Origin of the sequence: Segatella copri (genome assembly GCF_019127135.1) — a bacterium.
Classification (GTDB): domain Bacteria; phylum Bacteroidota; class Bacteroidia; order Bacteroidales; family Bacteroidaceae; genus Prevotella.
Genome location: NZ_JAHOEA010000052.1, coordinates 1 through 24,383, shown reverse-complemented (window position 1 = coordinate 24,383; position 24,383 = coordinate 1). Strand labels below are relative to the sequence as shown.

Here is a 24,383-nt window from a genome sequence, read left to right as displayed (position 1 = left end):
CCACACGCCCTGAAAGGGCAGAAGCTCCTAGCCCAGGGCATCGCCCTGGGTGTTTATGGGCGCAAACCTGTCGCCCTGTAAGGGCAAAAGCTTTCAAATACCTGGCAATATACAAAGCTTTTGCCCTTACAGGGCGCCTTGCTGATTGCCATTATACCCAGGGCGATGCCCTGGGCTAGGAGCTTCTGCCCTTTCAGGGCGTGCTGCTTTTGGAGTTTTTGGGCCTTCAGCCCATACTTGAACCACATGCGAAACTTCAGTCAACTATCAACTGTTAACTATCAACTATTAACTTTCAACTATTTCAAATCCCACCTTTTTGAGGTCTTCCCAATAATGAGGATAGGATTTGCTCACCACCTCAGGATTGTTGATTTCTATCTGAGGGAACTTGAAGGCAAGAGGGGCGAAGGCAAGTGCCATGCGATGGTCTTCGTAGGTGTCGATAGGCTCGAAACTAGGCTCGCAGGTCTCGCCATCCCAAATCAGCGTGTTATCGTTCTCGTCATAAATCACGTAACCCACCTTCTTCAGCTCCTTCTTCAATGCCTCGATGCGGTCGGTCTCCTTGATCTTGAGACTTGCAAGCCCGGTGAACTTAAACTTTACGCCCAGGGCACAGCAGGCTACAACGATGGTCTGTGCAAGGTCTGGAGAACCGCTGAAATCGTAGTCGAAACGAGGCAAGAGACAATGCTGGACTTTCAACTTGACAGGAGAAAGAACATCACGGTTCTCAAATTCTGATTTCACGCCCAACAGACTGAAGATGTATTTCACGACAGAATCGCCCTGCTTGGAACTGTCGAACAGGCCTTCGAGTCTTACCTCAGAATCAGGGTTTCCGTTCAGCGCCATCATTTCATACCAGTAAGAAGAAGCGCTCCAGTCATTCTCGATGGTGTAGTCGGCTACGCAGCTGTAAGGCTGTGGCTTTACGGTGATGGTATCCACATCGGTCCATTCGGCACTGGCTCCGAAGTTCTGCATCGTCCACAGTGTGAGGTCGATGTAAGGACGGGATGCAATCTCTCCCGTCAGCTTCAGTTCCAGACCATTTTTCAGAATCGGACCAATCATCAGCAGCGCCGAGATATACTGCGAACTGATGTTTCCCACCACTTCGAGATGTCCGCCTTCCAATGGCTTACCAACGATGTGGAGTGGAGGATAGCCCTCTTTCTTTTCATACTGTATATCAGCTCCGAGGTAACGCAGGGCATCTACCAGGATAGCAATAGGGCGGTTCTGCATGCGCTCTGTACCTGTGATGGTATGCTCACCCGGTGTAGCTGAAAGATAGGCGGTCATAAAGCGCATGGCAGTACCGGCAGCCTTGATGTTGATGACATCAGGCATATCGCGCAGGGCCGCAATGATGACTTCTGTATCATCGCAATCGCTCAGGTTGTGGGGCTGCAACTTGCATCCCGCCATGGCATTGATTACCAATGCACGGTTGCTGATACTCTTGGAAGCTGGCAAGTTGATGCTTGCATTGAGTTGGCGTGGAGCCTTGATTGTATATTTCATTTTCTTCTTGTTTCTGTTTCTTTTAATACTCTTTTTTCTGATTTTGCTATTTCTCAGCCTTCAGTATCCGGATGTCCTTGATGCAGACAGCCTTCTCCTTGGCATATCGGATTGGGAGGTCATCTTCTGTTTCCGGCATCTCATCCCATGCACGGGTTCTCGGACGAATCTTCTTCGGACCCGGTATCAGGGGCGAGTAATACAGAACCTGACGGATGCGGTTTGCCTGTTCTGGGGTGAATCGCATGCTGTAACAGATGCTGTAGTCCATCAGATTGTCTGACTGCCATTTCTCGCCCTTGCTGTTGGTGCGTATGGCCACCTCTCTCATGTCTAAAGTATCCTTATTGTTGGCTTTTGCATCACTGATATATTTTGTCAGCCACTTGTCGTATTCTATTCGGTTGTAGCTAGGCGTATCATCGCAATAGTCAGAGTCGTCATCATCATCGGCAGCCTCAGATTTACCTTTCACAGTTTTCTCAGAGAAACAGTGGAAGAGACCTAGATAATGTCCCAGTTCGTGAGCTAAGGTAGCATTCGGGTCCAATATATTGGGGGTATATCCCTTGTGATTCTTATCGGTAGTATATCGGGTTCCTTCTTTATCCCTTCCCACATAGATAGAATTAAGCGAAACGCAATACGGAAATTTGCCCGGTTTGCTCAGCGGATAGTTCTTGCCATTGCTCAAACCATCTATCTGTGGATAGCCGCCTACCTGGTAAGGCAGATGACTGATGCCCAGCGTGGTGCTGTTTTCATCGGTCTTCTTGAAGGCATATACCATCACATTGATGTAGTTGTTCTGGTCCCAGCAGTACTGTACATACTTCTTGTCCTTCATGAAGCTCTCGCAGTCGAACTCTGATTCTGAAACCTTGATATATTCTACACCCGGTGTACTGAGTCTCTTGCCACTCTCATCCTTTTCAGCCAGTTCGAACAGGATATGCAGGTTCTCGCTCGGGATGGTATCCATCTGATAGTTGTAGACATCGCCCTGATAAAGTTCGTTCACGTTGGAGAGAATCTCCTTGAGGCGGGTATATTCGATGTATTGCTTGCTGTTACTGTAGAAGACATGGAAGATGACAGGCAGATGATAGACATAATCATCGCCTGTAATGATATCGCTGTCACGGTCTTGCCCGTTGGATATGATAGGGTCGCCGATAGAGCCTTCTGTATCCTTGCATGATGCAAGGCTGAGGACGGTGAGGGCGATCATGAAATAAAGAATTTTTCTCATGCGCGTACCTTATATTATATATTTTCGTGCAAAAATACAAAAATAAAAGAAGATAGGCGAGAAATATCCTGAAAAAGTTTCTCAAAATGCCAAAAAACTTGTGCTTTCATCTTCTTGATGTATATCAATTCAGTTACATTTTGTAAACTTGAGTCCATGAAAATAGCGTTTTGTAAGGTAGGTCTTCGTGCAATATGCGAATTTTTAGGCTATGAAATTGCAAATTGTAAGATTGTGTGCGTCCTAAAGCGAAAAGTATAACTTAACCAAAAAATAAGATAAAATAGCGTTAAGGAATTATGAACTTTTCGGAAATCGTTGTATCTTTGCACCAGAAAAAGAAACAAAGACAATTACAATAACATCCTAAAAATAAACGATATGAAACGAATGATATTATTCTCATTGATGGCTTTGATGACCATAGCAGCTTTCGGTCGTAAGCACGTAGAGAATGCAACAGTTGTAGCTGACACTATTTTCTATGCAGAAAATATGAGCAATGTAACCAGTGCAGAACAGGCTAGTTATTACAGACTGCTGATGACTACTGGTTCAGGCCTTAACAAGAAGGACGTTTTCCAGGACTTCTATATGAACGGTAATCTCCGTGCTGAAGGTGGTTATAGTTTTATCGACCTCGGCAACGATCGCAATACTATCTTTAATGGTGAGGTTACTACCTATTATAAGAATGGTAAGGAGAAGTGGCATGGCAAGTATGTTAATGGTAAGCGCGAAGGCTACTTCACACTCCAGCTCCGTGAAGGCGGTGTAGCTGTCGTTCAGTTCAAGAATGGCAAGTCTGTTCACAACTACTTCATGGTAACTTACAAGGACGGTACTTCTGAGAAGAGAAATCTCTCTGAATTGAAGCAGTTCATGTAATCAGAAATAAGCAACTATGTAGTTTTGTTACTTCATTGAATTAAAAGAAAATCTCTCTTATATAAATTAAAATTTTATGTTGATATGACCAATATGGGGATGGCTTCCGTGAGGAAGGTGCATCCCCTTTTTTTATGACCTATATTTACCAACAACAAGAAGAGGGTGAATCATAAACTTATGATTCACCCTCTTCTGATTATTCTTATTGCTGTTGTATGAAAGGTAGGATTAGAACGTTAAATCTACTTCTACCGGACAATGGTCGCTGCCCATGATTTCAGTATGGATCTTAGCTTCTGTAATCTGTTCCTTGATACGGTCGGATACTAGAAAGTAATCGATACGCCAACCGGCATTCTTCTCGCGCGCCTTGAAACGGTATGACCACCACGAATAGGTTACCTCATCTGGATGGAGATAACGGAAGCTGTCGGTGAAGCCATCATTCAGAAGAACGGTCATCTTTTCGCGCTCCTCATCGGTGAAACCGGCATTGCGGCGGTTGGTCTTCGGATTCTTGATATCTATCTCTTCGTGAGCTACATTCAGATCGCCGCAGATGATAACAGGTTTCTTGGCGTCAAGAGATTTCAGGAACTTGCGGAAATCGTCTTCCCAAGTCATACGATAATCCAGGCGCTTGAGTTCTGTCTGCGAATTTGGGGTGTAGCAGGTAACGAGATAGAACTGGTCATATTCCAGCGTGATGATTCTGCCTTCATGATCATGTTCCTCTACGCCCATACCATAACTTACGTTTAATGGCTTGTGCTTGGTATAGATAGCTGTACCGGAGTATCCTTTTTTCTCAGCGTAGTTCCAATAACTCTCGTAGCCTTCAAACTGAAGGTCGAGCTGTCCCTCCTGCATCTTGGTTTCCTGCAGGCAGAAGAAGTCGGCATCGAGTTCCTTAAACTGGTTCTCGAAGTCCTTGCCCACGCAAGCGCGCAGGCCATTTACGTTCCAGGATATAAACCTTAACATTGTGTTTATTGATTATTTAGTAGTGATTAGTGATTACTTAGTAGTGATTACTTAGTAGTGATTAGTGATTACTTATGGATTCTAACGATTATCACTAATCACTAATCACTAATCACTAATCACTAATAACTACTCACTACTCACTAATAACTACTCATTATATTTAGATTCTTTTACTTTCTCCTCTCAGCAGACTCATAAACTCCTGGCGGGTGTTCAGTGAATTGAAGACTCCGCTGTAGTCGCTGGTGGTGGTAATGGAATTCTGTTTCTCTACACCGCGCATCTGCATGCACATGTGCTTGGCTTCAATCACTACCATCACACCCTGAGGATTCAATGTTTCCTGAATGCAGTCTTTAATCTGCTGGGTAAGACGCTCCTGTACCTGGAGACGGTGGCTGTAGATATCAACCACACGGGCAATCTTGCTCAGACCTGTAATCTTGCCGTTCGGGATATAGGCTACATGCACCTTGCCATAGAAAGGAAGCATGTGGTGCTCGCACATCGAGAAGAAATCAATATCTTTCACGATGACCATCTGGTTGTATTTCTCTTCGAAGAGGGCATCGGTCAATACCTTGTGTGCATCCTGTGTATAGCCGCGTGTCAGTATCTGCATTGCCTTGGCTACTCGCATCGGTGTTTTTACAAGTCCTTCACGTTCAGGGTCTTCTCCCAAGAGTTTTAATACTTCAGTATAGTGTTCTGCGAGTTCGTCCAATCCCTCGCGAAATTCTGTTTCTGGATTCATATCTTATTTACTTTGAACTTTGAATTTTGAACTTTGAACTTTATGAATAGTAAGGCTGTTGAATTCTTCACTCTTCACTTTTCACTCTTCACTTTTTAATATTGCACGGTAATCTGTCCCTTTACAAGGCATGCCTGTCTGTATCCCAGGGAGCGAACCTTGGCGAGCATCTTCTGGGCTTCAGCTAAGCTGCGGAAGTTGCCCATTCGGCAAATCCATCTTGGAGAGTAGAAATGAACATAAACCGGCTGTTCAGGGAAATGAACTTTCAGCTGGTTGCCAGTCTGTTCTGCTTTCAGACGGTCGTTACGTGAATTGCCGCCAGCGAAAGCCTGTACTCTATATCCTGTAACCTTATAGCTCTTGCGCATCACTTTCTTGCGCATATCCACTACAGGTGTCTCTGTTTCTTCTTTTTTGTTCTCTGCCTTTTGGGCATTGTTCACGCGGGCATTCTCTCGGGTTGCCTCATGATGCTGTGGCTCAGTCTTTTTCAGGGAATCAGGACCCTGCTTATGCTGAGTTTCAGGCTCTTTTTCTTTTTTCTGTGGGGTAGTCTTAGTCTTGTCGTCTTGTGGAATCACTTGTTTGCCGTTTACCAGTTCATCAATCGCCTTACTTTGGTTCACGGTTACAACACCCTTTCCCGGTTCCTTCTGTTTGAGATGGTCCAGGTAGTTCTGCGCATTAGCTGTGAATGTTGAGCAGAGGATCATAATCAATAATGTGACGAATTGTTTCATGACTATTCCTTTTATGTTTGTCGTCTTGTTTTTTAAACAATACCTTATTTTTAGTTATCTCTATATATAATAAGGTGTAATGAAGAATGAAGGGATGCACTTCAGGAAGAAGGCATCCCTTCGGGAAATGTAATATCCTTATGAGATTACTTCTTCCAAGCGTCAATGATACCCTTGAAGTCAGCAGCCTTCAAAGAAGCACCACCGATCAAACCACCGTCGATGTTTGGCTTAGCGAAGAGCTCAGGTGCGTTGCTAGCCTTGCAGCTACCACCGTAGAGGATTGATGTATCCTCAGCAGCCTCGTTGCCATACTTCTCTGCTACGATAGAGCGGATGTATGCCAACATCTCTTCAGCCTGGTCAGAAGTAGCAGTCTTACCTGTACCGATAGCCCAGATTGGCTCGTAAGCAAGGATGATGTTCTTCCAAGCGTCAGCGCTCAAGTGGAATACTGAACCTTCCAACTCAGCCTTTACTACCTCGTTCTGCTTCTCAGCCTCACGCTCCTCGAGAGTCTCACCGCAGCAGAAGATAACCTTCAAACCGTTAGCCAAAGCCAACTCTACCTTCTCCTTCAAGATCTCTGCAGTCTCGCCATAGTACTGACGACGCTCTGAGTGACCGAGGATAACATACTGAGCACCTGTGCTCTTTACCATCTCAGCTGAAACCTCACCTGTGAAAGCACCCTTAGCCTTGTCAGCGCAGTTCTCAGCACCGAGACCTACTACCTTTGAATCCAAAACCTGAGCTACAGAAGCCAAGTGGATGAATGGAGTACAGATTACTACGTCGCAGTTTGGTTTTTCTGCTACCAATGCCTCGTTAATTTCCTTAGCGAGAGCAACACCGTCCTGCAGGTTCATGTTCATTTTCCAGTTACCTGCTACAATTTTCTTTCTCATTTTTCTTTTCTTTTTAAAAGTTGATAATATTCTGTTCGAATTCTCTTTCTTTCTGATCCAGGCGCCCCAAGCCCAGAGCCGGTCGGCAATGGTGAGGAGTACCAGCGGAATGATGAACCAGGAGATGATGCCGGCTATCTTCTTGGCGGCACTTACTTCCGGTATCTTGCCTATCTCGGTCTTCTCCAGTGGCTTGTCACCAATCTCTGCCATGTCAGGCAAATCGTTGTGGCTCCATTTCTGGATGATGGTTCCGTCCTTCAGCAGAAGAAGACCTGGGTTGCTGCGGATTACCGTCTTCAGCGTAGTCTCGTCTGTGACATAGAAGGGATATTCCGCTCCTGTTATGTCCTGCCAGTGCTTGATGGCTTTCTCCGTACTTGCCGTGAGGCAGAGAAACCGGTAGCCATGGTCGTTGGCATATTCGTAAATCTCATCGATATTGCCGAAGTTGCTGTCATCGGCAAATTCCAGATGTGGCGAAACCAGGAGGAAGGTGTAGCCTTTATCGTGAATCACTTCCTGGGTAATGTCTTCTCCCGTCTTGGCATCAGCTATGCTGAAGTCGTGGATTGGAGGTACGTATCCTTCTTCGGTCTGAACCGTCTTGCTGTCTATGAAAGTCCAGGTGGAGTCTGGATAGTTGTCTATCGTAAACTCCTTCCGTTCTCCGTTCTTCTCCAGAATGAAGGTGGTATCAAACTTGGGTTGCTTGGCTCCCTTCGGAATCTCCATGCCCTTGGCAATGTTGACACCTATGTGGTAAGGACGGAAGTCGAATTGCGGCAGATACCACAGACTCCAGATGCTCATCACGATAGAGAAGAGGAAGGTGTAGTTGATGGCAATCCACTGGGTTGGTTTAGATACCAGCTGTGGCATTTCCAGCGGTTTCTTCCAGAGTAGGATAGCGATGGCAAGGAGAATGAGGTTCTTGACGAACGTCTCCATGTTGGTGAGCACGATGGCATCACCGAAGCAGCCACAATCTTTCACCGGGTCTGCGATGACAATCCATAGGGTAATCAGCGTCATCACGCTCATCACGAGCAGCGCAATCTTGCTGACCAGTTTTCGGCGGATGGCAAGGAGCAAGAAGATACCGATGGCAAACTCGCACATAGCCAGCACGATAGACATCAGCAAAGTGCTCCATGAAGGAAACATCCAGTCGATGTGCAGCGCCTCCAGATAGTCAGTTATCTTGTATTGCGTGCCTAACGGGTCAATTCCCTTCACAAATCCTGAGAAAATGAAGGTTATTGCCATCAGCAGTCGCCCGATATTGACCGCTATCTTTGTTAATATGTGAGTTGCCTTATTCTCCATCATTGATTTCTTTTACTTCTCGCTCATTTTGATGGCACCGAAGACGGCATAGTTGATGATGTCCATATAGTTGGCATCAATACCTTCAGAAACGAGGGTAGCGCCGGCGATGTCTTCAATTTCCTTTACGCGCTGAATCTTGGTCAGTATGAAATCGGTATAACTGCTTACTCTCATCGAGCGCCATGCCTCATCATAGTCATGGTTCTTCCTGAGCATCAGTTCCAGCGCCTCCTTTGCATGGAGGTCGTATAATTTCATAGCCTCTTCGGGTGTCATATCCACTTCATCCACGAAAGGCTTTTCGAGCTGGATGAGTCCTATGATACCATAATTGATAAGGGCGATGAATTCCGGACGGATACCTTCGCCAACCAAAGATTCTTTCTTGATTTCGAGCGAGCGGATGCGCTTCGCCTTGATATAGAGCTGGTCTGTCAGAGAAGAAGGGCGCAAGATTCTCCAAGAGGCTCCATAATCATGAAGCTTCTTCTCAAATAATGTCCTGCATTCGCTCATGACATTCTTAAACTGCTGTTCTGTTTTCAATAAATCTGCCATAATAATTTCGAAATTCGGTGCAAAATTACACATTTATTGTGAAATAGCCAAATATTTATTTTGTATTTTACATATTTTGCAGTAACTTTGCACCCCGAAAGTAGAAAGAGTATGAGAAATTTGACCAATGCCGAACTGGCACAGATACTGGATAAGGATATATTTCATAAGATTTCAGAGGCAGCAGATGGGCTGTCTGTGGAGTGTTATGTAGTAGGTGGATATGTGCGTGACCTCTTCCTGGAGCGACCTTCCAATGATATTGATGTCGTTGTGGTTGGTAGCGGTATAGAGGTAGCTTCTGCCTTGAAGAAGATGCTCGGAAGAAAGGCGCATCTCTCTGTGTTCCGTAATTTCGGAACAGCACAAGTGAAGTATCAGGATACTGAAGTGGAGTTTGTTGGCGCCCGTAAGGAGAGCTATCATCGCGATTCCAGAAAACCTATTGTGGAAGATGGAACGCTGGAGGATGACCAAAACCGCCGCGACTTCACCATCAATGCGATGGCTATCTGCCTGAACAAAGACCGTTTTGGAGAACTCGTAGATCCTTTTGATGGTGTCTACGATATGGAAGATGGCATTATTGCCACTCCGCTCGACCCGGATATCACTTTTTCTGATGACCCGCTGCGTATGATGCGTTGCGTGCGTTTCGCTACCCAACTCAATTTCCAGATAGAGGAGGAGACCTATGATGCGCTCTCCCGCAATGCCGAGCGCCTGAAGATTATCAGTGCTGAGCGAATCTGCGACGAGATGAACAAGATTATGCTCTCCAAGCACCCAAGCTGCGGTTTCTATTACCTGAAAGATACAGGTCTGCTCGATCTCATTCTGCCAGAACTGGTTGCGATGGATAAGGTGGAAACGCGAAACGGCAGGGCACATAAGAATAATTACGACCATACGATGGAGGTGCTCGAGAATGTCTGCAAGCATTCTGATAACCTCTGGCTCCGCTGGGCTGCTCTCTTCCACGACATCGGCAAACCGAAGAGCAAGCGCTGGGATAACAATATCGGCTGGACATTCCACAGCCATAATATAATAGGTGCAAAGATGATCCCAGGTATCTTCCGCCGTATGAAACTTCCGATGGATGCGAAGATGAAGTATGTGCAGAAGCTGGTAGAACTCCACATGCGCCCGATTGTGATTGCTGATGAGGAGGTTACCGACAGTGCCGTACGCCGCCTGCTGAATGATGCCGGCGATGACATCAACGACCTGATGACGCTCTGCGAGGCTGATATCACCAGCAAGAACCAGGTGCGAAAGCAGCGTTTTCTGGATAATTTCAAGATGGTGCGCGAGAAACTGGTTGATCTGCAGGAACGTGATTATAAGCGACTTCTCCAGCCATGTATTGATGGTAATGAGATTATGGAGATGTTCCATCTTACACCTTGCCGTGAGGTAGGTACCCTGAAGCAGTATCTCAAGGATGCTGTATTGGATAATAAGGTGGCTAATGAGCGTGAACCATTGATGGCGCTTTTGATGAAGAAGGCTCAGGAGATGGGATTGGTAAATGCAGAAAACTCAAAATAGAGAATAATTTTTGTTAAATAACGGCTCCTTGCGAGCCGTTATTCATTTATTATTAGTACTTTTGCACCGCTTTTAAAACTTAAAGGCGCATAAAAGTTTTCGTTAGAGGACGAAAAGAACTTTTGAATAAGAGAAGATTAAAGATTAAATAACAAATTATAATATAAAAATAGGTATGAAAATTAAAAGCGTTTTGTTTGTTGCAGCAGTTTGTGTTCTTGCTGCGTTGACATCATGTGGTGGAAGTAAGAAGGGCGGTCTGCCTGACTTCAGCGACGATGAGTTCGCTGTGGCTACTATCGGTACTTCCAGCGCCGCATTGCAGACTACCTATCCTGCTACCATCAAGGGTATCCAGGATGTAGAGGTACGTCCTAAGGTTTCTGGTTTTATCACTAAGGTTTTTGTACACGAGGGACAGACTGTATCAGCAGGTCAGGCTTTATTCTCTATTGATAGCGAGACCTATCAGGCTGCTGTCCGTTCTGCTGCTGCCGCTGTAAATACAGCTAAGGCACAGGCAAATACAGCTAAGTTGACTTATCAGAACAACAAGAAGTTGTATGATAGCAAGATTATCGGTGAATTTGAACTCTCTACAGCAGCTAACAGCTATGCAACAGCTAAGGCTCAGGTAGCTCAGGCAGAGGCAGCATTGGCTTCAGCCCGCGAGCAGTTGGCTTGGTGTACCGTTACCAGCCCTTCTGCAGGTGTAGTAGGTAGCCTTCCTTTCAAGGTGGGTGCTTTGGTAAGCGCTTCTGGTCAGGCTCTGACAACCGTTTCTAACATCAGCACCATGGAGGTATTCTTCTCACTCTCTGAGTCTCAGATCTTGAGCATGTCTAAGACCAATGGTAGCATTCAGGCAGCCATCGCAGCGTTCCCAGCTGTTAAGTTGCAGTTGGCAGACGGTTCTATCTATAATCACCCAGGTAAGGTGGTTAAGATGAGTGGTGTCATCGATGCTACTTCCGGTTCTATCTCTCTCATCGCTCACTTCGCTAACCCAGAGAAGTTGCTGAAGAGTGGTGGTGCAGGTTCTATCGTGGTTCCTAACGATCATAACAGCGCTATCGTCATCCCTCAGGAGGCTTGCTCTCAGGTTCAGGATAAAATCTTCGTTTATATCGTAACCAAGGATAACAAGGTGAAGTATTCTGAGATCAAGGTAAATCCACAGGATGATGGCAAGAACTATATCGTAACTGCAGGTCTTCATGTAGGCGACCGTATTGTTTTGAAGGGTATTACCAAGTTGACCGATGGTCAGCAGATCAAGCCTATCACTCTGGAGCGCTACAATCAGAAGATTGCTGAGGCTACCAAGTTGAGTGAGTCTCAGGACAATGCTCACGCATTTGCTACTGCTATGGGCGGCAAGAAGTAATATAATGTATAATTAATAATGTATAATGAATAATTAATAGGCCTTGGGGCAATTATTAATTGTTAATTATTAATTCTTAATTAAAATAAGATTATGTCATTTACAAACTTTATAAAGCGCCCAGTACTTTCGACGGTGGTTTCCATCTTCTTCGTCTTGCTGGGTATTATCGGCTTGGTATCGCTGCCTATCGAGCAGTATCCGAATATCGCGCCGCCTACCATCTCGGTATCTACTACCTATCAGGGTGCTGATGCCCAGACGGTGTTGAACTCTGTCATCGCTCCTTTGGAGGAGAGTATCAACGGTGTGGAGAACATGACCTACATGACCTCTTCTGCGTCTAACTCTGGTTATGCCAGCATCACCGTTTACTTCAAGCAGGGTTCCGACCCAGATATGGCTGCGGTCAATGTACAGAACCGTGTATCTCAGGCGCAGTCTCTGTTGCCTGCCGAGGTTACCAGGGTGGGTGTCACCGTAACCAAGCGTCAGAGTTCTAACGTCATGATGTTCGCTCTGACCACAGACGATGGCCGTTACGACGACCAGTTTGTTACCAACTACGCCCTGATTAACGTCATTCCTCAGTTGAAGCGTATCAATGGTGTGGGTGATGTGCAGAGCCCTTCTACCCGTAACTACTCTATGCGTATCTGGTTGAAGCCAGAGAAGATGAAGGAGTTCGGACTGGTTCCTTCTGATATTTCTCAGGCTTTGGCAGAGCAGAATATCGAGGCTGCCCCTGGTAGCTTTGGTGAGAGCTCTGATATGCAGTATGAATATACCTTGCGTTACAAGGGTCGTTTGAAGACTCCATTGGAGTATGAGAACATCCTCATCAAGAGCAATACTTCCGGTCAGACGCTCCGTCTGGGCGAAGTTGCCAAGATTGAGTTGGGTGGTTTGCAGTATAACGTAAACCTGCTCAATGATGGTCAGCCTGCCGTGATGGGTATGGTTCAGCAGATTGCCGGTTCCAACGCTACCCAGATTGCCAGCGACGTAAAGAAGACGTTGGATGAACTGGAGAAGAGTTATCCTCCTGGGTTGAAGAATGTCATCCTGATGGATGTTACCGAGTTCTTGTTCGCATCTATCGAGGAGGTTATCTTCACCTTGATCATCACCCTGGTACTGGTGTTCATCGTAGTGTATATCTTCTTGCAGGACTTCCGTTCTACGCTGATTCCTATGATTGCCGTGCCTGTGGCTCTGGTCGGTACGTTCCTCTTCCTCTGGATCTTCGGATTCTCCATCAACCTGCTTACGCTGTCAGCCCTGCTGCTGGCTATTGCGATTGTGGTCGATGATGCCATTGTGGTGGTCGAGGCGGTTCACGCCAAGCTCGACCAGGGTTACAAGAGTGCCCTTACTGCATCTATCGATGCGATGAACGAAATTTCCAGCGCCATCATCTCTATTACATTGGTGATGTCTGCCGTGTTCGTTCCTGTATCATTCATCGGTGGTACTTCCGGTTACTTCTACCGTGAGTTCGGTGTAACCATGGCTGTATCTATCGTTATTTCGGCTATCAATGCGTTGACGCTGTCTCCTGCACTCTGTGCCGTGTTGCTGAAGCCACACGAGGAGGGTCACGAGAAGAAGATGTCTTTCGTAGACCGTTTCCACGCAGGATTCAACTATCAGTTTGATAAGATTACCAATAAATATAAAGGTGGTGTCAAGTGGGTTATCAATCATGGCATCATTGCTGGTGGCCTCGTGGCTGTCAGTATCGTAGGTCTGGTTGCCCTGATGGGTACTACCAAGACGGGTCTGGTGCCTGATGAGGATACCGGTACTATCTTCGCTTGTATCTCTACAGCTCCTGGTACTTCTCAGGAACGTACAGCAGAGGTGGTTAAGCAGGTAGATAAGATGCTGGCTAACAACCCAGCCATCGCAACCCGTAACGCCATCATGGGTTATAGCTTTATCGGTGGTGCCGGTTCTAACCAGGGTACCATCATCGTGAAGCTGAAGCCATTCGAGGAGCGTCCGGGTGGATTCTTCCACCGTATCAAGGAGGCTTGTACCGGTGGCGGTATTGAGGCGCTGTTTGTCAACCCAATGGAATACACTTCTGTGTTGGGTATGATCTACAAGCAGACTGCTACGATCAAGGATGCACAGGTTCTTGCCTTTGCTCCACCTATGATTTCCGGTTTCTCTGTACAGAATGGTATCACCATGACCATGCAGGATAAGACCGGTGGTGACTTGAATAAGTTCTATAATAATGTGAAGAAGTTCCTGGCTGAGTTGAACAAGCGTCCTGAAATTCAGACCGCCCAGACTCAGTACAACCCTAACTATCCACAGTATATGGTAGATGTAGATGTTGCCAAGACCAAGCAGGCTGGTATCTCTCCATCTTCAGTATTGTCTGTCATGCAGGGTTATCTCGGTGGTCTCTACGCATCTAACTTCAATGCCTACGGTAAGCTCTACCGTGTCATGATTCAGGCTGGTCCTGAGAGTCGTATGCGTCCAGACGATCTGAGCAAGATTTACGTTCGTTGTGCTGATGGCACCATGTCTCCTGTAAGCGAGTTCGTGAACTTGAAGAAGGTTTATGGTCCGTCTAACATCACACGATTCAACCTGTTTACCTCTATGGATGTATCTGTAACTCCTAACAGCGGTTACTCTACCGGTGACGGTATGAAGGCGATTGCTGAGGTTGCCAAGGAGACATTGCCAGAGGGATATAGCTATGAGTACTCTGGTTTGACCCGTTCTGAGGCTGAATCCAGTAACTCTACAGGTTTGATCTTCGCACTCTGTATCGTATTCGTTTACCTCATCTTGAGTGCCCAGTACGAGAGTTACATCTTGCCATTGTCTGTAGTATTGTCTATCCCATTCGGTTTGGCAGGTTCGTTCATCTTCACCAACCTCTTCGGTCACTCTAACGATATCTACATGCAGATTTCGTTGATTATGTTGATCGGTCTGTTGGCTAAGAACGCCATCCTTATCGTACAGTTCGCCCTCGAGCGTCGTCGTACGGGTATGGCTATCAAGTACTCAGCTATCCTGGGTGCCGGTGCCCGTCTCCGTCCTATCCTGATGACCTCTCTGGCGATGGTTATCGGTCTGTTGCCTCTGATGTTCGCATCTGGTGTAGGTAAGAATGGTAACCAGACTTTGGGTGCTGCCGCCGTAGGTGGTATGTTGATTGGTACTCTCTGTCAGATCTTCGTGGTTCCTGCTCTCTTCGCAGTCTTCCAGTGGTTGCAGGAGAAGTTGACCCCAATGAAGTTCGAGGATGAGTTGAACGAGGAGGTAGCTGCCGAGTTGGAGCAGTATGCCAATGCCGCTCATCAGCAGAAGGGTATCGAGAAGAAGTAATAACGCAATGTAACTTCAAAGGAAACAATGAAAAAGAATTTAAATATCATCATATTGGGTCTCGCAGCGCTCTCTCTGAGCAGCTGCAAGACTCTCTACGGAAAGTATGAGCGTCCGGATGTGAAGACCAGCGGTATCGTTCGCGATGTAGCTTCTGATACAGATACTTTGGCTGTAAAGGATACTACTACCTTCGCCAACATTCCTTGGCGCAGTGTCTTTACCGACCCTCAGCTCCAGTCAATCATTGAGAAGGGATTGAACAACAATGTCAACCTGCTCAATGCGGCTTTGAACGTGAAGATGGCAGAAGAGCAGCTGAAGTGTGCCAAGTTGGCATTCGTGCCTGCCTTGTCTTTCACTCCTCAGGGAACTATCGCTTCCTGGGATGGTAATGCTGCCACCAAGACTTACACGATGCCTGTTACAGCCAGCTGGATGGTAGACCTCTTCGGCAACCTGCTCTCTCAGAAGCGTGGCGCCCAGATGGCGCTGCTCCAGTTGCAGGATTATCAGGTATCTGTCAAGACCAACCTCATCGCCAACATCGCCAACATGTATTATACCTTGTTGATGCTCGACAAGCAGGTGGAGCTGGTTAACAATATGGAAGGATTGACCAAGGATACTTGGGAGACTATGCAGAAGATGCACGATCTCAGATTGGGTTACCGTACACCAGCCATCCAGTCAGCTGAGTCTAACTACTATTCTGTGTTGACCCAGAAGACCGATCTGTTGCGCCAGATTCGTGAGACAGAGAACTCTCTGAGTCTGCTCATCGGCGACCAGGCACATAGCATCGCCCGTGGCAAGTTGGATAACCAGAGTCTTCCATCTAATTTCTCAACCGGTGTAGGCATCCAGTTGCTCAACAACCGTGCTGATGTCCACGCAGCCGAGATGAATCTTGCCCAGTGCTTCTATGGCATAGAGACCGCCCGCAGCAAGTTCTATCCATCTATCACCATTTCCGGTACAGGTGCCTTCACCAATTCAGGCGGTGCAGGTATCGTGAACCCAGGTAAGTGGTTGCTCTCAGCAGTAGGTTCTCTTACCCAGCCAATCTTCCAGAACGGCCGTATCATTGCCGGTTTGAAGGTGGCTAAGATGCAGTATGAGCAGGCTTACAACACCTGGCAGAATACCGTGCTGAAGGCTGGTAGCGAGGTGAGCAATGCGCTTGTTCTCTACAACTACTCTGATGAGAAGAGCAAGATAGAGCAGAAGCGAATAGAAGTACTCGAGAAGAATGTAGAATCTACCAAGGAATTGATGGGTATTGCAGGCAGCTCTTACCTTGAAATCATCCAGGCACAGTCTTCACTCCTCAACGTACAGCTTTCTAAGGTAGCTGATGACTTCAACAAGATGCAGGCAGTAGTTAATCTCTACTATGCATTGGGTGGAGGAGCTAAGTAGTTTATAGTTAATAATTAATAGTTTATAGTTATGGCTAGTATAATAAGTCCAAAGGCAGAGGTTTCTCCAAAGGCTAAGATTGGAGACAACTGCAAGATCTATCCATTCGCCTATATCGAGGACGATGTGGTCATCGGCGACAACTGTACCATCTATCCATTCGTGAGCATCATGAACGGTACTCGCATGGGTAATAATAATAAGGTGTTCCAGGCAGCCGTTATCGCTGCCCTCCCACAGGATTTCAACTTTACCGGTGAGGAGAGTGAGGTAGTGATTGGCGACAACAATACCATCCGTGAGAACGTGGTTATCAACCGTGGTACTCACAAGGGTGGCAAGACCGTTCTGGGCAACAACAACTTCCTGATGGAAGGTGCCCATATCTCTCACGATACCATAATCGGCAACGGTTGCGTATTCGGTTATGGTACCAAGATTGCGGGCGACTGCTTGATTGGTAACGGTGTCATCTACTCAACATCTGTAGTAGAGAACGCCAAGACCCGAGTAGGCGACCTGGCGATGATTCAGGCAGGTACCACCTTCTCTAAGGATATTCCTCCTTATATCATTGCCGGTGGAAAGCCTGTGAAGTATGCAGGTCCTAACACCATCATCATGGAAGCAGCCCAGGTTACCGAGAAGGTTCGCAAGCATATTGCTAATGCCTACCGATTGGTATTCCATGGTCAGACATCCCTCTTCGATGCCATCAACCAGATCAAAGATCAGGTGCCAGATAGTCCGGAGATTCAGAACATCATCCAGTTCCTGGAGAGTACAGAGAAGGGTGTCATCACTAAAATGTAACGATGGTGTAATTATAGTGGGAAATTTCCTAAAAATATATTTTCATTTAGTAAATTCAAGTCATACCTATTTGAATTTTACTTAGTATGTGAAGGGCTGACCGTGAGGTTGGCCCTTTTCCTTTTTCAATTGAACTGAACTTTCGCCTGTGGTTCGATTAATTAATTGAATAAATGTAAATAAATGCAATTTTATTTTGTAATCTCTTCGTTTATGCGTATCTTTGCAGACAATTTGGGTCATTGTGCCCTTTTGGTTTTTAGATAGTAAAGATTTTTAGAAATGAGAAAGAAACAATATAAGCCTAGCAATCATCGTGGATTGCAGGTCATTACTTTGTGTATCAGTACCGCTATGGTGCTCATTTTGTTGGGATTAGTTATCTTCTCTGTTCTCATGGGACGCAATCTCTCTTCCTACGTGAAGGAGAATCTCGTGGTACAGGTGATGCTCGAACAGGATATGACTAATCCGGAGGGATTGCAGATGTGTAAACGTCTGAATGCAAGACCTTATGTCAATACACTGACTTATATCACCAAGGAAGAGGCACTGAAAGAGGCTACCCGCGATTTGGGTACCAACCCGAGCGAGTTTGCCGGTGTCAATCCTTTCCAGCCTTCCATAGAGATTACGACGAAGGCAGATTACGCGAACAATGATTCATTGAAGTGGATTACGAAGGAACTGAAGGCATACCCACGTGTTACAGAGGTTACTTATCAGCACGACCTGATAGAGCAGGTAAACAATTCGTTGGCAAAGATCAGTATCGGATTGCTGATTGTTGCAGCCCTGCTCACCTTCATCTCGTTCTCGCTGATCAATAATACGGTGCGTCTGGGTATCTATGCCCGCCGCTTCTCCATCCATACGATGAAGCTGGTAGGTGCATCCTGGGGCTTTATCCGCCGTCCGTTCCTGCGCAGGGCAATGCTTGTGGGTGTTGTTTCAGCCCTGCTTGCAGACGGTTTCCTGGGCGGTTGTCTCTATGCATGGTCGCTCCACGAACCTGAGTTGATGAACGTTTTGGGCTGGCAGGAACTTGCCATCACCGGCGGCTCCGTCTTCCTCTTCGGTATCATCATCACCGCTTTCTGCGCCTGCATCTCGGTCAATAAGTTCCTGAAAATGAAGGCGGGAGACCTGTACAAGATTTAAACATTACACATTAAACATAAAAATAATGGATAAGAAGAATTTAGCATTCGACAAGATGAACTTTATCTTGTTAGGCATCGGAATGGCGATTATCATCATCGGTTTTCTGCTGATGAGTGGCGCCGGTTCTAACGAGCATACCTTCGATACTGATATTTTCAGTACCCGTCGTATCGTAGTAGCACCAACCGTAACATTGATAGGTTTCCTTTCAATCATCTATGCGGTGATTCACAAGCCGAAAGACAATTAAGAGTTTATTGTTAATAGTTAATATACATATTATTATTAGATGGATTTTATTCAGACTATCATTATCTCTATCGTAGAGGGATTGACCGAGTTCTTGCCTGTATCCAGTACGGGCCACATGATTATAGCAGAAAATTTGCTGGGTGTAGATATCCAGGATAAGTTTGTCAACGCCTTTACTGTCATCATCCAGTTTGGCGCCATCCTTTCTGTCATCTGTCTGTATTGGAAGAGATTCTTCTATCCAGAGGCTGTGAAGACCGGTGAGAAGACCTATTGGAAGGCGATGTTCGATTTCTATGCCCGTCTTGTTGTAGGTACCGTGCCTGCCGTGGTATTGGGTCTTGCCTTCAATGATTTCATCGAGTCAAATCTTGGCAATGTACAGCTGGTGGGCTGGATGCTTGTCATCGGTGGTATTTTCATGCTCTTCTGCGATAAGATATTCAATAAAGGCAGCGAACAGACCAAGCTTACTTATAAGCGTGCCCTGATTATCGGTTTTATCCAGTGTATAGCGATGATTCCTGGTGTATCGCGCTCCATGTCAACCATCGTAGGTGGTATGTCCCAGCGTCTTACCCGAAAGGCAGCAGCCGAGTTCTCATTCTTCCTGGCAGTGCCAACCATGTTTGGCGCCACCTGTCTCGAGGTTTATAAGCTCATCAGCCATGGCGGCGGCTCATTGCTCACCCAGGGCAACAACCTGTTCACATTGATATTAGGCTCAGTGGTAGCATTCATCGTTGCCATTCTCGCCATCAAGTTTTTCATCAATTATGTCACCAAGTACGGTTTTGCAGCTTTCGGCTGGTACCGTATCGTAGTAGGACTTATCATTATCATCTGCGGCCTTTGCGGTGTAGATATGCAGATGGTTGACTAAACATAAACTATGGATTTCAGAAAAGGAGAAATTATTGCCATCGACAAGCCTTATCGCATGTCGAGTTTCGGAGCCCTGGCGCATATTCGCTATCTGCTCAGTAAGAAGCTCGGTTTTAAGGTAAAGATAGGACATGCCGGTACGCTCGATCCCCTTGCCACTGGCGTGCTGGTGCTCTGTACCGGCAAATGTACCAAGCAGATAGAACAGCTGCAGACTCATACCAAGGAGTATACTGCAACTCTGCAGCTCGGTGCTACCACCGCCAGTTACGATAAGGAACATAGCGTGAATCATACCTATCCGACGAAGCATATCACCCGCCAGCTGGTGGAGGAAACGCTCAAGCAGTTTGTGGGCGAGATTCAGCAGGTTCCGCCTACCTACAGCGCCGTAAAGGTGAATGGCGACCGCTCTTATGCCTTGCGCCGAGCCGGCGAAGAGGTACAGCTCAAACCGAAGACCGTGCGTGTAGACGAGATAGAACTCACCGATTATAACGATGAGGAGAAGACCGCCAGCATCCGTGTAGTTTGCGGCAAAGGCACCTATATCCGCTCCCTCGCCCGAGATATCGGCAGGGCTCTAGATAGTGGCGCCTTCCTGACCGCCCTCCGCCGTACCAAGGCAGGAAGTTTCGCAGTAGAAAACTGCATCAGTTTTGATCATTTCCAGGAATGGCTTGATGAGCAGCCTCTCGAAGACAGCCTTCAGTCATCCAAGTAATAAAAAATATAACATGAAGCTATCACAATTTAACTTTAAGTTGCCAAAAGATCAGGTGGCACTTTATCCACATAAGGCAAAGCACGTGGTAAAAACGGCTAGTGGTGAACGTACATTCGAGATTACTCGCCGCGACGAGTCCCGACTCATGGTTCTCCACAAGAAGTCAGAAACCATCGAGATGTACAAGAAAGATGAGAAAGGCAAGGATATGGTTGATGCCGATGGCAATCCCGTATTCCTGCAGTTCAAGGATATCGTGAATTTCTTCGAAGAGGGCGATACCTTCATCTTCAACAATACCAAGGTATTTCCAGCCCGTCTTTACGGCACCAAGGAGAAAACCGATGCCAAGATTGAGGTGTTCCTGCTCCGCGAGCTCAATCCGGAGATGCGCCTTTGGGACGTATTGGTAGAGCCTGCCCGCAAAATCCGTATCGGCAACAAGCTTTTCTTCGATGATGTCAACGAGATGGTTGCCGAGGTTATCGACAATACTACCAGCCGTGGCCGTACCCTCCGTTTCCTCTATGATGAGGATGGCAATCATGATGTCTTCAAGCGTTCGCTCTTCGCTCTGGGCGAGGCTCCACTGCCACGCTACGTCATCGATGCCCGTGAAGATCATCACGCTACAGAGGATGATATGGAAGATTTCCAGTGTGTTTTCGCTGAGGTAGAGGGTGCCGTTACAGCTCCTGCTACCGGTCTTCACTTCTCCCGCGAGCTGATGAAGCGTATGGAAATCAACGGTATCAACGAGGCTTATATCACCCTGCACTGCGGTCTGGGCAACTTCCATGATATCGAGGTTGAAGACCTTACCAAGCACAAGATGGATTCTGAGCAGATGATAATCAGTCAGGAGGCATGTGATCTGGTTAACAAGACCAAGCTTTCCGGCCATCGCGTCTGCGCTATCGGTACCAGCGTGATGAAGGCAACTGAAACGGCTGTCGGAACCGACGGTATGATGAAGGCATTCGACGGATGGACCAACAAGTTCATCTTCCCTCCATACGATTTCGGTCTTGCTGACTGTGCCGTAGCCAACTTCTATCATCCGGAGTCAACTCTGATGATGAGTACAGCTGCCTTTGGTGGTTACGAGTTGGTTTACGAGGCATACAAGATGGCTGTCAAGAACGGCTACATGTTTGGCTGCTATGGTGATTCATTGTTGATACTTCCAGATTAAACAGCGGTATAAACAGTTTTTATACACATATAAGTTGTTGGTATACTGAGTTTTAGTTTAGTTATCCACAATTTTATAAAAGTGTGAATAAGTATGTATCAGGTATATTTAAGTCTCGGTACGAATTTGGGCAACCGAAAGCGCAACATTCGCGAGGTAATAGAAAAGATAGGAGAGCAGATTGGTGTGGTAGAGCGCCAGTCTGCTCTTTACGAAACCAAGCCTTGGGGCTATTCATCTCCCAACGACTACATCAATGCCTGTGTGCTGGTTCTCACCACGATGGCCCCGCGCCAGGTGCTGGAGGCTACGCAGCGCATAGAGCGTGAAATGGGGCGCACCATGAAGTCGGTGGCTGGCGAATACCATGACCGCATCATCGACATCGATATCCTGATGATAGATGACTTGGTGATAGATGAGCCCGATTTCAAGGTTCCTCATCCATTGATGGAAGAACGTGATTTCGTGATGAAACCTTTGAAGGAGATTTATTCTAAGTAATTTAATTTTAGCATGTGGTTCAAGAACGGGCTGGAAACTTTTTGGTTTCCAGCCCGTTCTTCTGTTTCTTATCCTTCTTTATTCCTGCTGCGTTCTTTCATCCATACAGATGGCGTAACGCCTTCAGATTTGGCGAAGACGCTTGAGAAGTAAGGCAGGGAGGAGAAACCTACGTTGTAGGCGATATCCTTCAGTCGGGCATCAGGATGCTCGCTCATCATTTTCTTGGCTTCTTTCAGGCGCAGACTCGTTATCCAATTGCTGAAGTTCATGCCGAATTCTTCCTTGATGAAGGTAGAAAGATAGGTCTTGTTGGTATACAGTCTGGCAGAAAGATCATCTATCGTGAACTGTTCTTCCAGGTATGATTTCTCCAGAATCCATTCCGTTACCCTCGGGCGCAGCTTTTCTATGTATGCCTTCTTAGGGCTGATTTCTCCGTTCTTTTCCTTCTCTGCCACTTCTCCTTCTTCTTCAGTCTTTTCCTCATCGCAGTTTGCCTTCATCAGCGTCTCGTATTCAGAGGCATAGTTGATGATGTTGATCAGGATATAGAGGTTCATGGCTACTACATAGAATTGCACCAGCCAGTTGATCAGTGCACCTGTACGGATGGAAATCACGCCCAGTATCAGCATGCCATAGAAGAGCCAGTGACTCACCTTGAGCCATCTGATGAAATGGTTTTTGTCGTTCGAGAAGTAGTTTTCAAAGAGCGCGTTGCTTCTCAGGTAGCAACTGTTGAAGTAGTAGATATGTCCTATAAGCATCTCCAGCAGTCCCAGCAGGGCGATAAGCAGCAGGGGTATCTGATAGTCCTTCAGGGCATCCGTCATGGCGATGAGGGCGAAGAAAGCCGTCATTACGAACTTCACGGCAATCACTTTGCAGCGTTTCCGGGAGATATAATGCGGGTCGAGGAGACTGCTGAGTGAGAAGCTGAAGCAGATGCCCATCAGATAAAAGAGGATGATATCGAAACAGGGAACCCAGTTGTTATATTCTGTCCAGCTTCCTGTAAATGAAGCAATCCAGATCCAAATATTCAGGCTGATGAGCAGCATCCCTCCTGCCATCAGACTTTTTGATCTGCGGAAGGTTTTGTATACCTTTGTATCTGGTGTTTTGAAGAGAAAAAGGATGACAGCCAGTATCAGGTAGATCATACTGGTTATGGTTACTAGTTCAACGAAGTTCTGTTCTAAAAAGTGAATCATACTTTCTAATTTTACGTTCTTAAAGTTCAGTCTACAAAGGTAATAAAAAAACAGCAGAGCGCGCAAAGTTTTTATTTCTTTTTAAGTATTAATTACCTTTTAATGGTAAAAAGGTAAAAAAGCCTTTCCTCCTTTGCGTCCCCGTTCCCAGCGATTCCATCGCTGGTCCCCCGAAGGCAAAAAGCCCCCAGTGCACCAGGCACCGGGGGCTTTAAAATAAGCTATGGCTTTTTACCTTTTTAAAAAGAGCAACCTCGCTGTCTTAACATCCCGCTAGGCTTTTTTTACCCTTTTACCTTTTTACTTTTTTACTTTTAAAGAGTGCTACAGCTGGTAACTCCGAGCGTAGTAGCGATGGCTGTAAGGAAGGATATTGCAATCTGCAAAATTGTTTTCCAAGTATTTACTTTCATATTTTTAAATGTTAAGTGTTAAATGTTAAATGTTAACTTTTGTGGGTTGCGCAACCCCCGCTAGGCGCTAAGGAGAAGCGCGAGTCCGTTAGGCGTTCCTGCGGATTTGCAATCCGCAGACAAAAAAGGCTCGACCACTTTAATGCGGATTTGCAATCCGCCTCAGGCGTGAATGTAAAGAAAGAGATATGAAAAGCCTACGGCTGCGGATTTCAAATCCGCAAGGAAATAGGTCGAGCCTTTTTAGACGTCGGATTGCAAATCCGACGGAACGCCTGGCGGGCTTGCGTTTCTCTTTCCGCCTTTCTTCGAACGATAGTGCAAAGAAAGTGCAAACGAGAACAGAGCTAAGCTTGCTTAAGCTTTGTCGAGTGCAGCCTTCTTGAATCACGATGCAAAGATACTGTAATTTCCCAATACCACCAAATTTCAGCGTGTGATAAGGCGTGATTTTCAGCACACTTTCAATCCGAAACCTGTTAAACAATCTAACTCGCTCTAAATTGGACTTTGATTGAAAATCAAGAAGTTG

The 24,383-nt window shown here is 46.3% G+C and carries 22 protein-coding genes; 12 read left to right on the top strand and 10 right to left on the bottom strand.

What is annotated here, in order from left to right; translation table 11 throughout:
- Nucleotides 1-288 precede the first annotated feature (288 nt).
- Entirely contained in the window at nucleotides 289-1,533 is a 1,245-nt protein-coding gene (locus KSW37_RS12305; protein ID WP_217314708.1) for a 3-phosphoshikimate 1-carboxyvinyltransferase, read from the bottom strand.
- A 46-nt stretch (nucleotides 1,534-1,579) separates the two neighbouring features.
- Nucleotides 1,580-2,785 carry a zinc-dependent metalloproteinase lipoprotein gene (locus KSW37_RS12300; protein ID WP_217314707.1) on the bottom strand — a complete coding sequence of 402 codons (1,206 nt, stop codon included), beginning with the start codon at nucleotides 2,783-2,785 and terminating at the stop codon, nucleotides 1,580-1,582.
- 381 nt (nucleotides 2,786-3,166) lie between these two features.
- On the opposite strand from KSW37_RS12300, the gene KSW37_RS12295 reads away from it, so the two are divergent.
- The gene (locus tag KSW37_RS12295; RefSeq protein WP_217314706.1) at nucleotides 3,167-3,673 is read left to right on the top strand and encodes a hypothetical protein; all 507 of its coding nucleotides are present in this window, start codon (nucleotides 3,167-3,169) and stop codon (nucleotides 3,671-3,673) included.
- A 231-nt stretch (nucleotides 3,674-3,904) separates the two neighbouring features.
- Here the strand turns inward: KSW37_RS12295 and KSW37_RS12290 are convergent, their stop codons facing one another.
- The 5 genes from KSW37_RS12290 to KSW37_RS12270 all read right to left on the bottom strand — a co-directional run bounded on the left by KSW37_RS12290 (nucleotide 3,905) and on the right by KSW37_RS12270 (nucleotide 8,958).
- On the bottom strand, nucleotides 3,905-4,660 hold the full coding sequence (locus tag KSW37_RS12290) for an exodeoxyribonuclease III (RefSeq protein ID WP_217314705.1): 756 nt from the start codon (nucleotides 4,658-4,660) through the stop codon (nucleotides 3,905-3,907).
- Between the two features lie 163 nt (nucleotides 4,661-4,823).
- Nucleotides 4,824-5,417 carry a GTP cyclohydrolase I FolE gene (gene folE, locus KSW37_RS12285; RefSeq protein WP_006849057.1) on the bottom strand — a complete coding sequence of 198 codons (594 nt, stop codon included), beginning with the start codon at nucleotides 5,415-5,417 and terminating at the stop codon, nucleotides 4,824-4,826.
- A gap of 95 nt (nucleotides 5,418-5,512) precedes the next feature.
- The gene (locus KSW37_RS12280) at nucleotides 5,513-6,160 is read right to left on the bottom strand and encodes an SPOR domain-containing protein (protein WP_217314704.1); all 648 of its coding nucleotides are present in this window, start codon (nucleotides 6,158-6,160) and stop codon (nucleotides 5,513-5,515) included.
- A gap of 146 nt (nucleotides 6,161-6,306) precedes the next feature.
- The gene (locus KSW37_RS12275) at nucleotides 6,307-8,400 is read right to left on the bottom strand and encodes a BT_3928 family protein (protein ID WP_217314703.1); all 2,094 of its coding nucleotides are present in this window, start codon (nucleotides 8,398-8,400) and stop codon (nucleotides 6,307-6,309) included.
- Nucleotides 8,401-8,409: 9 nt separating this feature from the next.
- Complete coding sequence (locus KSW37_RS12270) at nucleotides 8,410-8,958, bottom strand: DUF1599 domain-containing protein (RefSeq protein ID WP_117727314.1); 549 nt, start codon at nucleotides 8,956-8,958, stop codon at nucleotides 8,410-8,412.
- Between the two features lie 111 nt (nucleotides 8,959-9,069).
- On the opposite strand from KSW37_RS12270, the gene KSW37_RS12265 reads away from it, so the two are divergent.
- The 11 genes from KSW37_RS12265 to folK all read left to right on the top strand — a co-directional run bounded on the left by KSW37_RS12265 (nucleotide 9,070) and on the right by folK (nucleotide 22,221).
- The gene (locus KSW37_RS12265) at nucleotides 9,070-10,512 is read left to right on the top strand and encodes a CCA tRNA nucleotidyltransferase (protein WP_217314701.1); all 1,443 of its coding nucleotides are present in this window, start codon (nucleotides 9,070-9,072) and stop codon (nucleotides 10,510-10,512) included.
- Between the two features lie 175 nt (nucleotides 10,513-10,687).
- Nucleotides 10,688-11,899 carry an efflux RND transporter periplasmic adaptor subunit gene (locus tag KSW37_RS12260; protein WP_217314700.1) on the top strand — a complete coding sequence of 404 codons (1,212 nt, stop codon included), beginning with the start codon at nucleotides 10,688-10,690 and terminating at the stop codon, nucleotides 11,897-11,899.
- Nucleotides 11,900-11,992: 93 nt separating this feature from the next.
- The gene (locus KSW37_RS12255) at nucleotides 11,993-15,259 is read left to right on the top strand and encodes an efflux RND transporter permease subunit (RefSeq protein ID WP_217314699.1); all 3,267 of its coding nucleotides are present in this window, start codon (nucleotides 11,993-11,995) and stop codon (nucleotides 15,257-15,259) included.
- Nucleotides 15,260-15,286: 27 nt separating this feature from the next.
- Nucleotides 15,287-16,681, top strand: a complete 1,395-nt coding sequence (locus KSW37_RS12250) for an efflux transporter outer membrane subunit (RefSeq protein ID WP_153113092.1) — start codon at nucleotides 15,287-15,289, stop codon at nucleotides 16,679-16,681.
- Between the two features lie 30 nt (nucleotides 16,682-16,711).
- A complete protein-coding gene (gene lpxA / locus KSW37_RS12245; RefSeq protein WP_217314698.1) occupies nucleotides 16,712-17,494 on the top strand; it encodes an acyl-ACP--UDP-N-acetylglucosamine O-acyltransferase in 783 nt (260 codons plus the stop codon).
- Between the two features lie 282 nt (nucleotides 17,495-17,776).
- Nucleotides 17,777-18,655, top strand: coding sequence for a cell division protein FtsX (locus tag KSW37_RS12240; protein WP_217314697.1), 879 nt, complete (start codon nucleotides 17,777-17,779; stop codon nucleotides 18,653-18,655).
- 25 nt (nucleotides 18,656-18,680) lie between these two features.
- A complete protein-coding gene (locus KSW37_RS12235; protein ID WP_117587511.1) occupies nucleotides 18,681-18,908 on the top strand; it encodes a DUF3098 domain-containing protein in 228 nt (75 codons plus the stop codon).
- Nucleotides 18,909-18,947: 39 nt separating this feature from the next.
- Nucleotides 18,948-19,793: an undecaprenyl-diphosphate phosphatase gene (locus KSW37_RS12230; protein WP_144151938.1), complete on the top strand. Its 846-nt coding sequence runs from the start codon at nucleotides 18,948-18,950 to the stop codon at nucleotides 19,791-19,793.
- A gap of 9 nt (nucleotides 19,794-19,802) precedes the next feature.
- Nucleotides 19,803-20,519 (top strand): tRNA pseudouridine(55) synthase TruB, encoded by a 717-nt coding sequence (truB, locus tag KSW37_RS12225; protein WP_217314696.1) that lies wholly within the window; start codon nucleotides 19,803-19,805, stop codon nucleotides 20,517-20,519.
- 13 nt (nucleotides 20,520-20,532) lie between these two features.
- The gene (gene queA / locus KSW37_RS12220) at nucleotides 20,533-21,717 is read left to right on the top strand and encodes a tRNA preQ1(34) S-adenosylmethionine ribosyltransferase-isomerase QueA (protein ID WP_217314695.1); all 1,185 of its coding nucleotides are present in this window, start codon (nucleotides 20,533-20,535) and stop codon (nucleotides 21,715-21,717) included.
- Between the two features lie 93 nt (nucleotides 21,718-21,810).
- Nucleotides 21,811-22,221 carry a 2-amino-4-hydroxy-6-hydroxymethyldihydropteridine diphosphokinase gene (gene folK, locus KSW37_RS12215; protein ID WP_217314694.1) on the top strand — a complete coding sequence of 137 codons (411 nt, stop codon included), beginning with the start codon at nucleotides 21,811-21,813 and terminating at the stop codon, nucleotides 22,219-22,221.
- Nucleotides 22,222-22,289: 68 nt separating this feature from the next.
- Here folK and KSW37_RS12210 read toward each other — a convergent pair whose 3' ends face one another.
- From KSW37_RS12210 to KSW37_RS12200, 3 genes are all read right to left on the bottom strand, one after another.
- Nucleotides 22,290-23,438, bottom strand: coding sequence for a helix-turn-helix domain-containing protein (locus tag KSW37_RS12210; protein WP_217314693.1), 1,149 nt, complete (start codon nucleotides 23,436-23,438; stop codon nucleotides 22,290-22,292).
- Between the two features lie 314 nt (nucleotides 23,439-23,752).
- A complete protein-coding gene (locus KSW37_RS12205; RefSeq protein ID WP_217314692.1) occupies nucleotides 23,753-23,851 on the bottom strand; it encodes a smalltalk protein in 99 nt (32 codons plus the stop codon).
- A 139-nt stretch (nucleotides 23,852-23,990) separates the two neighbouring features.
- Nucleotides 23,991-24,383, bottom strand: a 393-nt coding sequence (locus tag KSW37_RS12200) for a hypothetical protein (RefSeq protein ID WP_217314691.1), incomplete at its 5' end; no start/stop codon positions are given.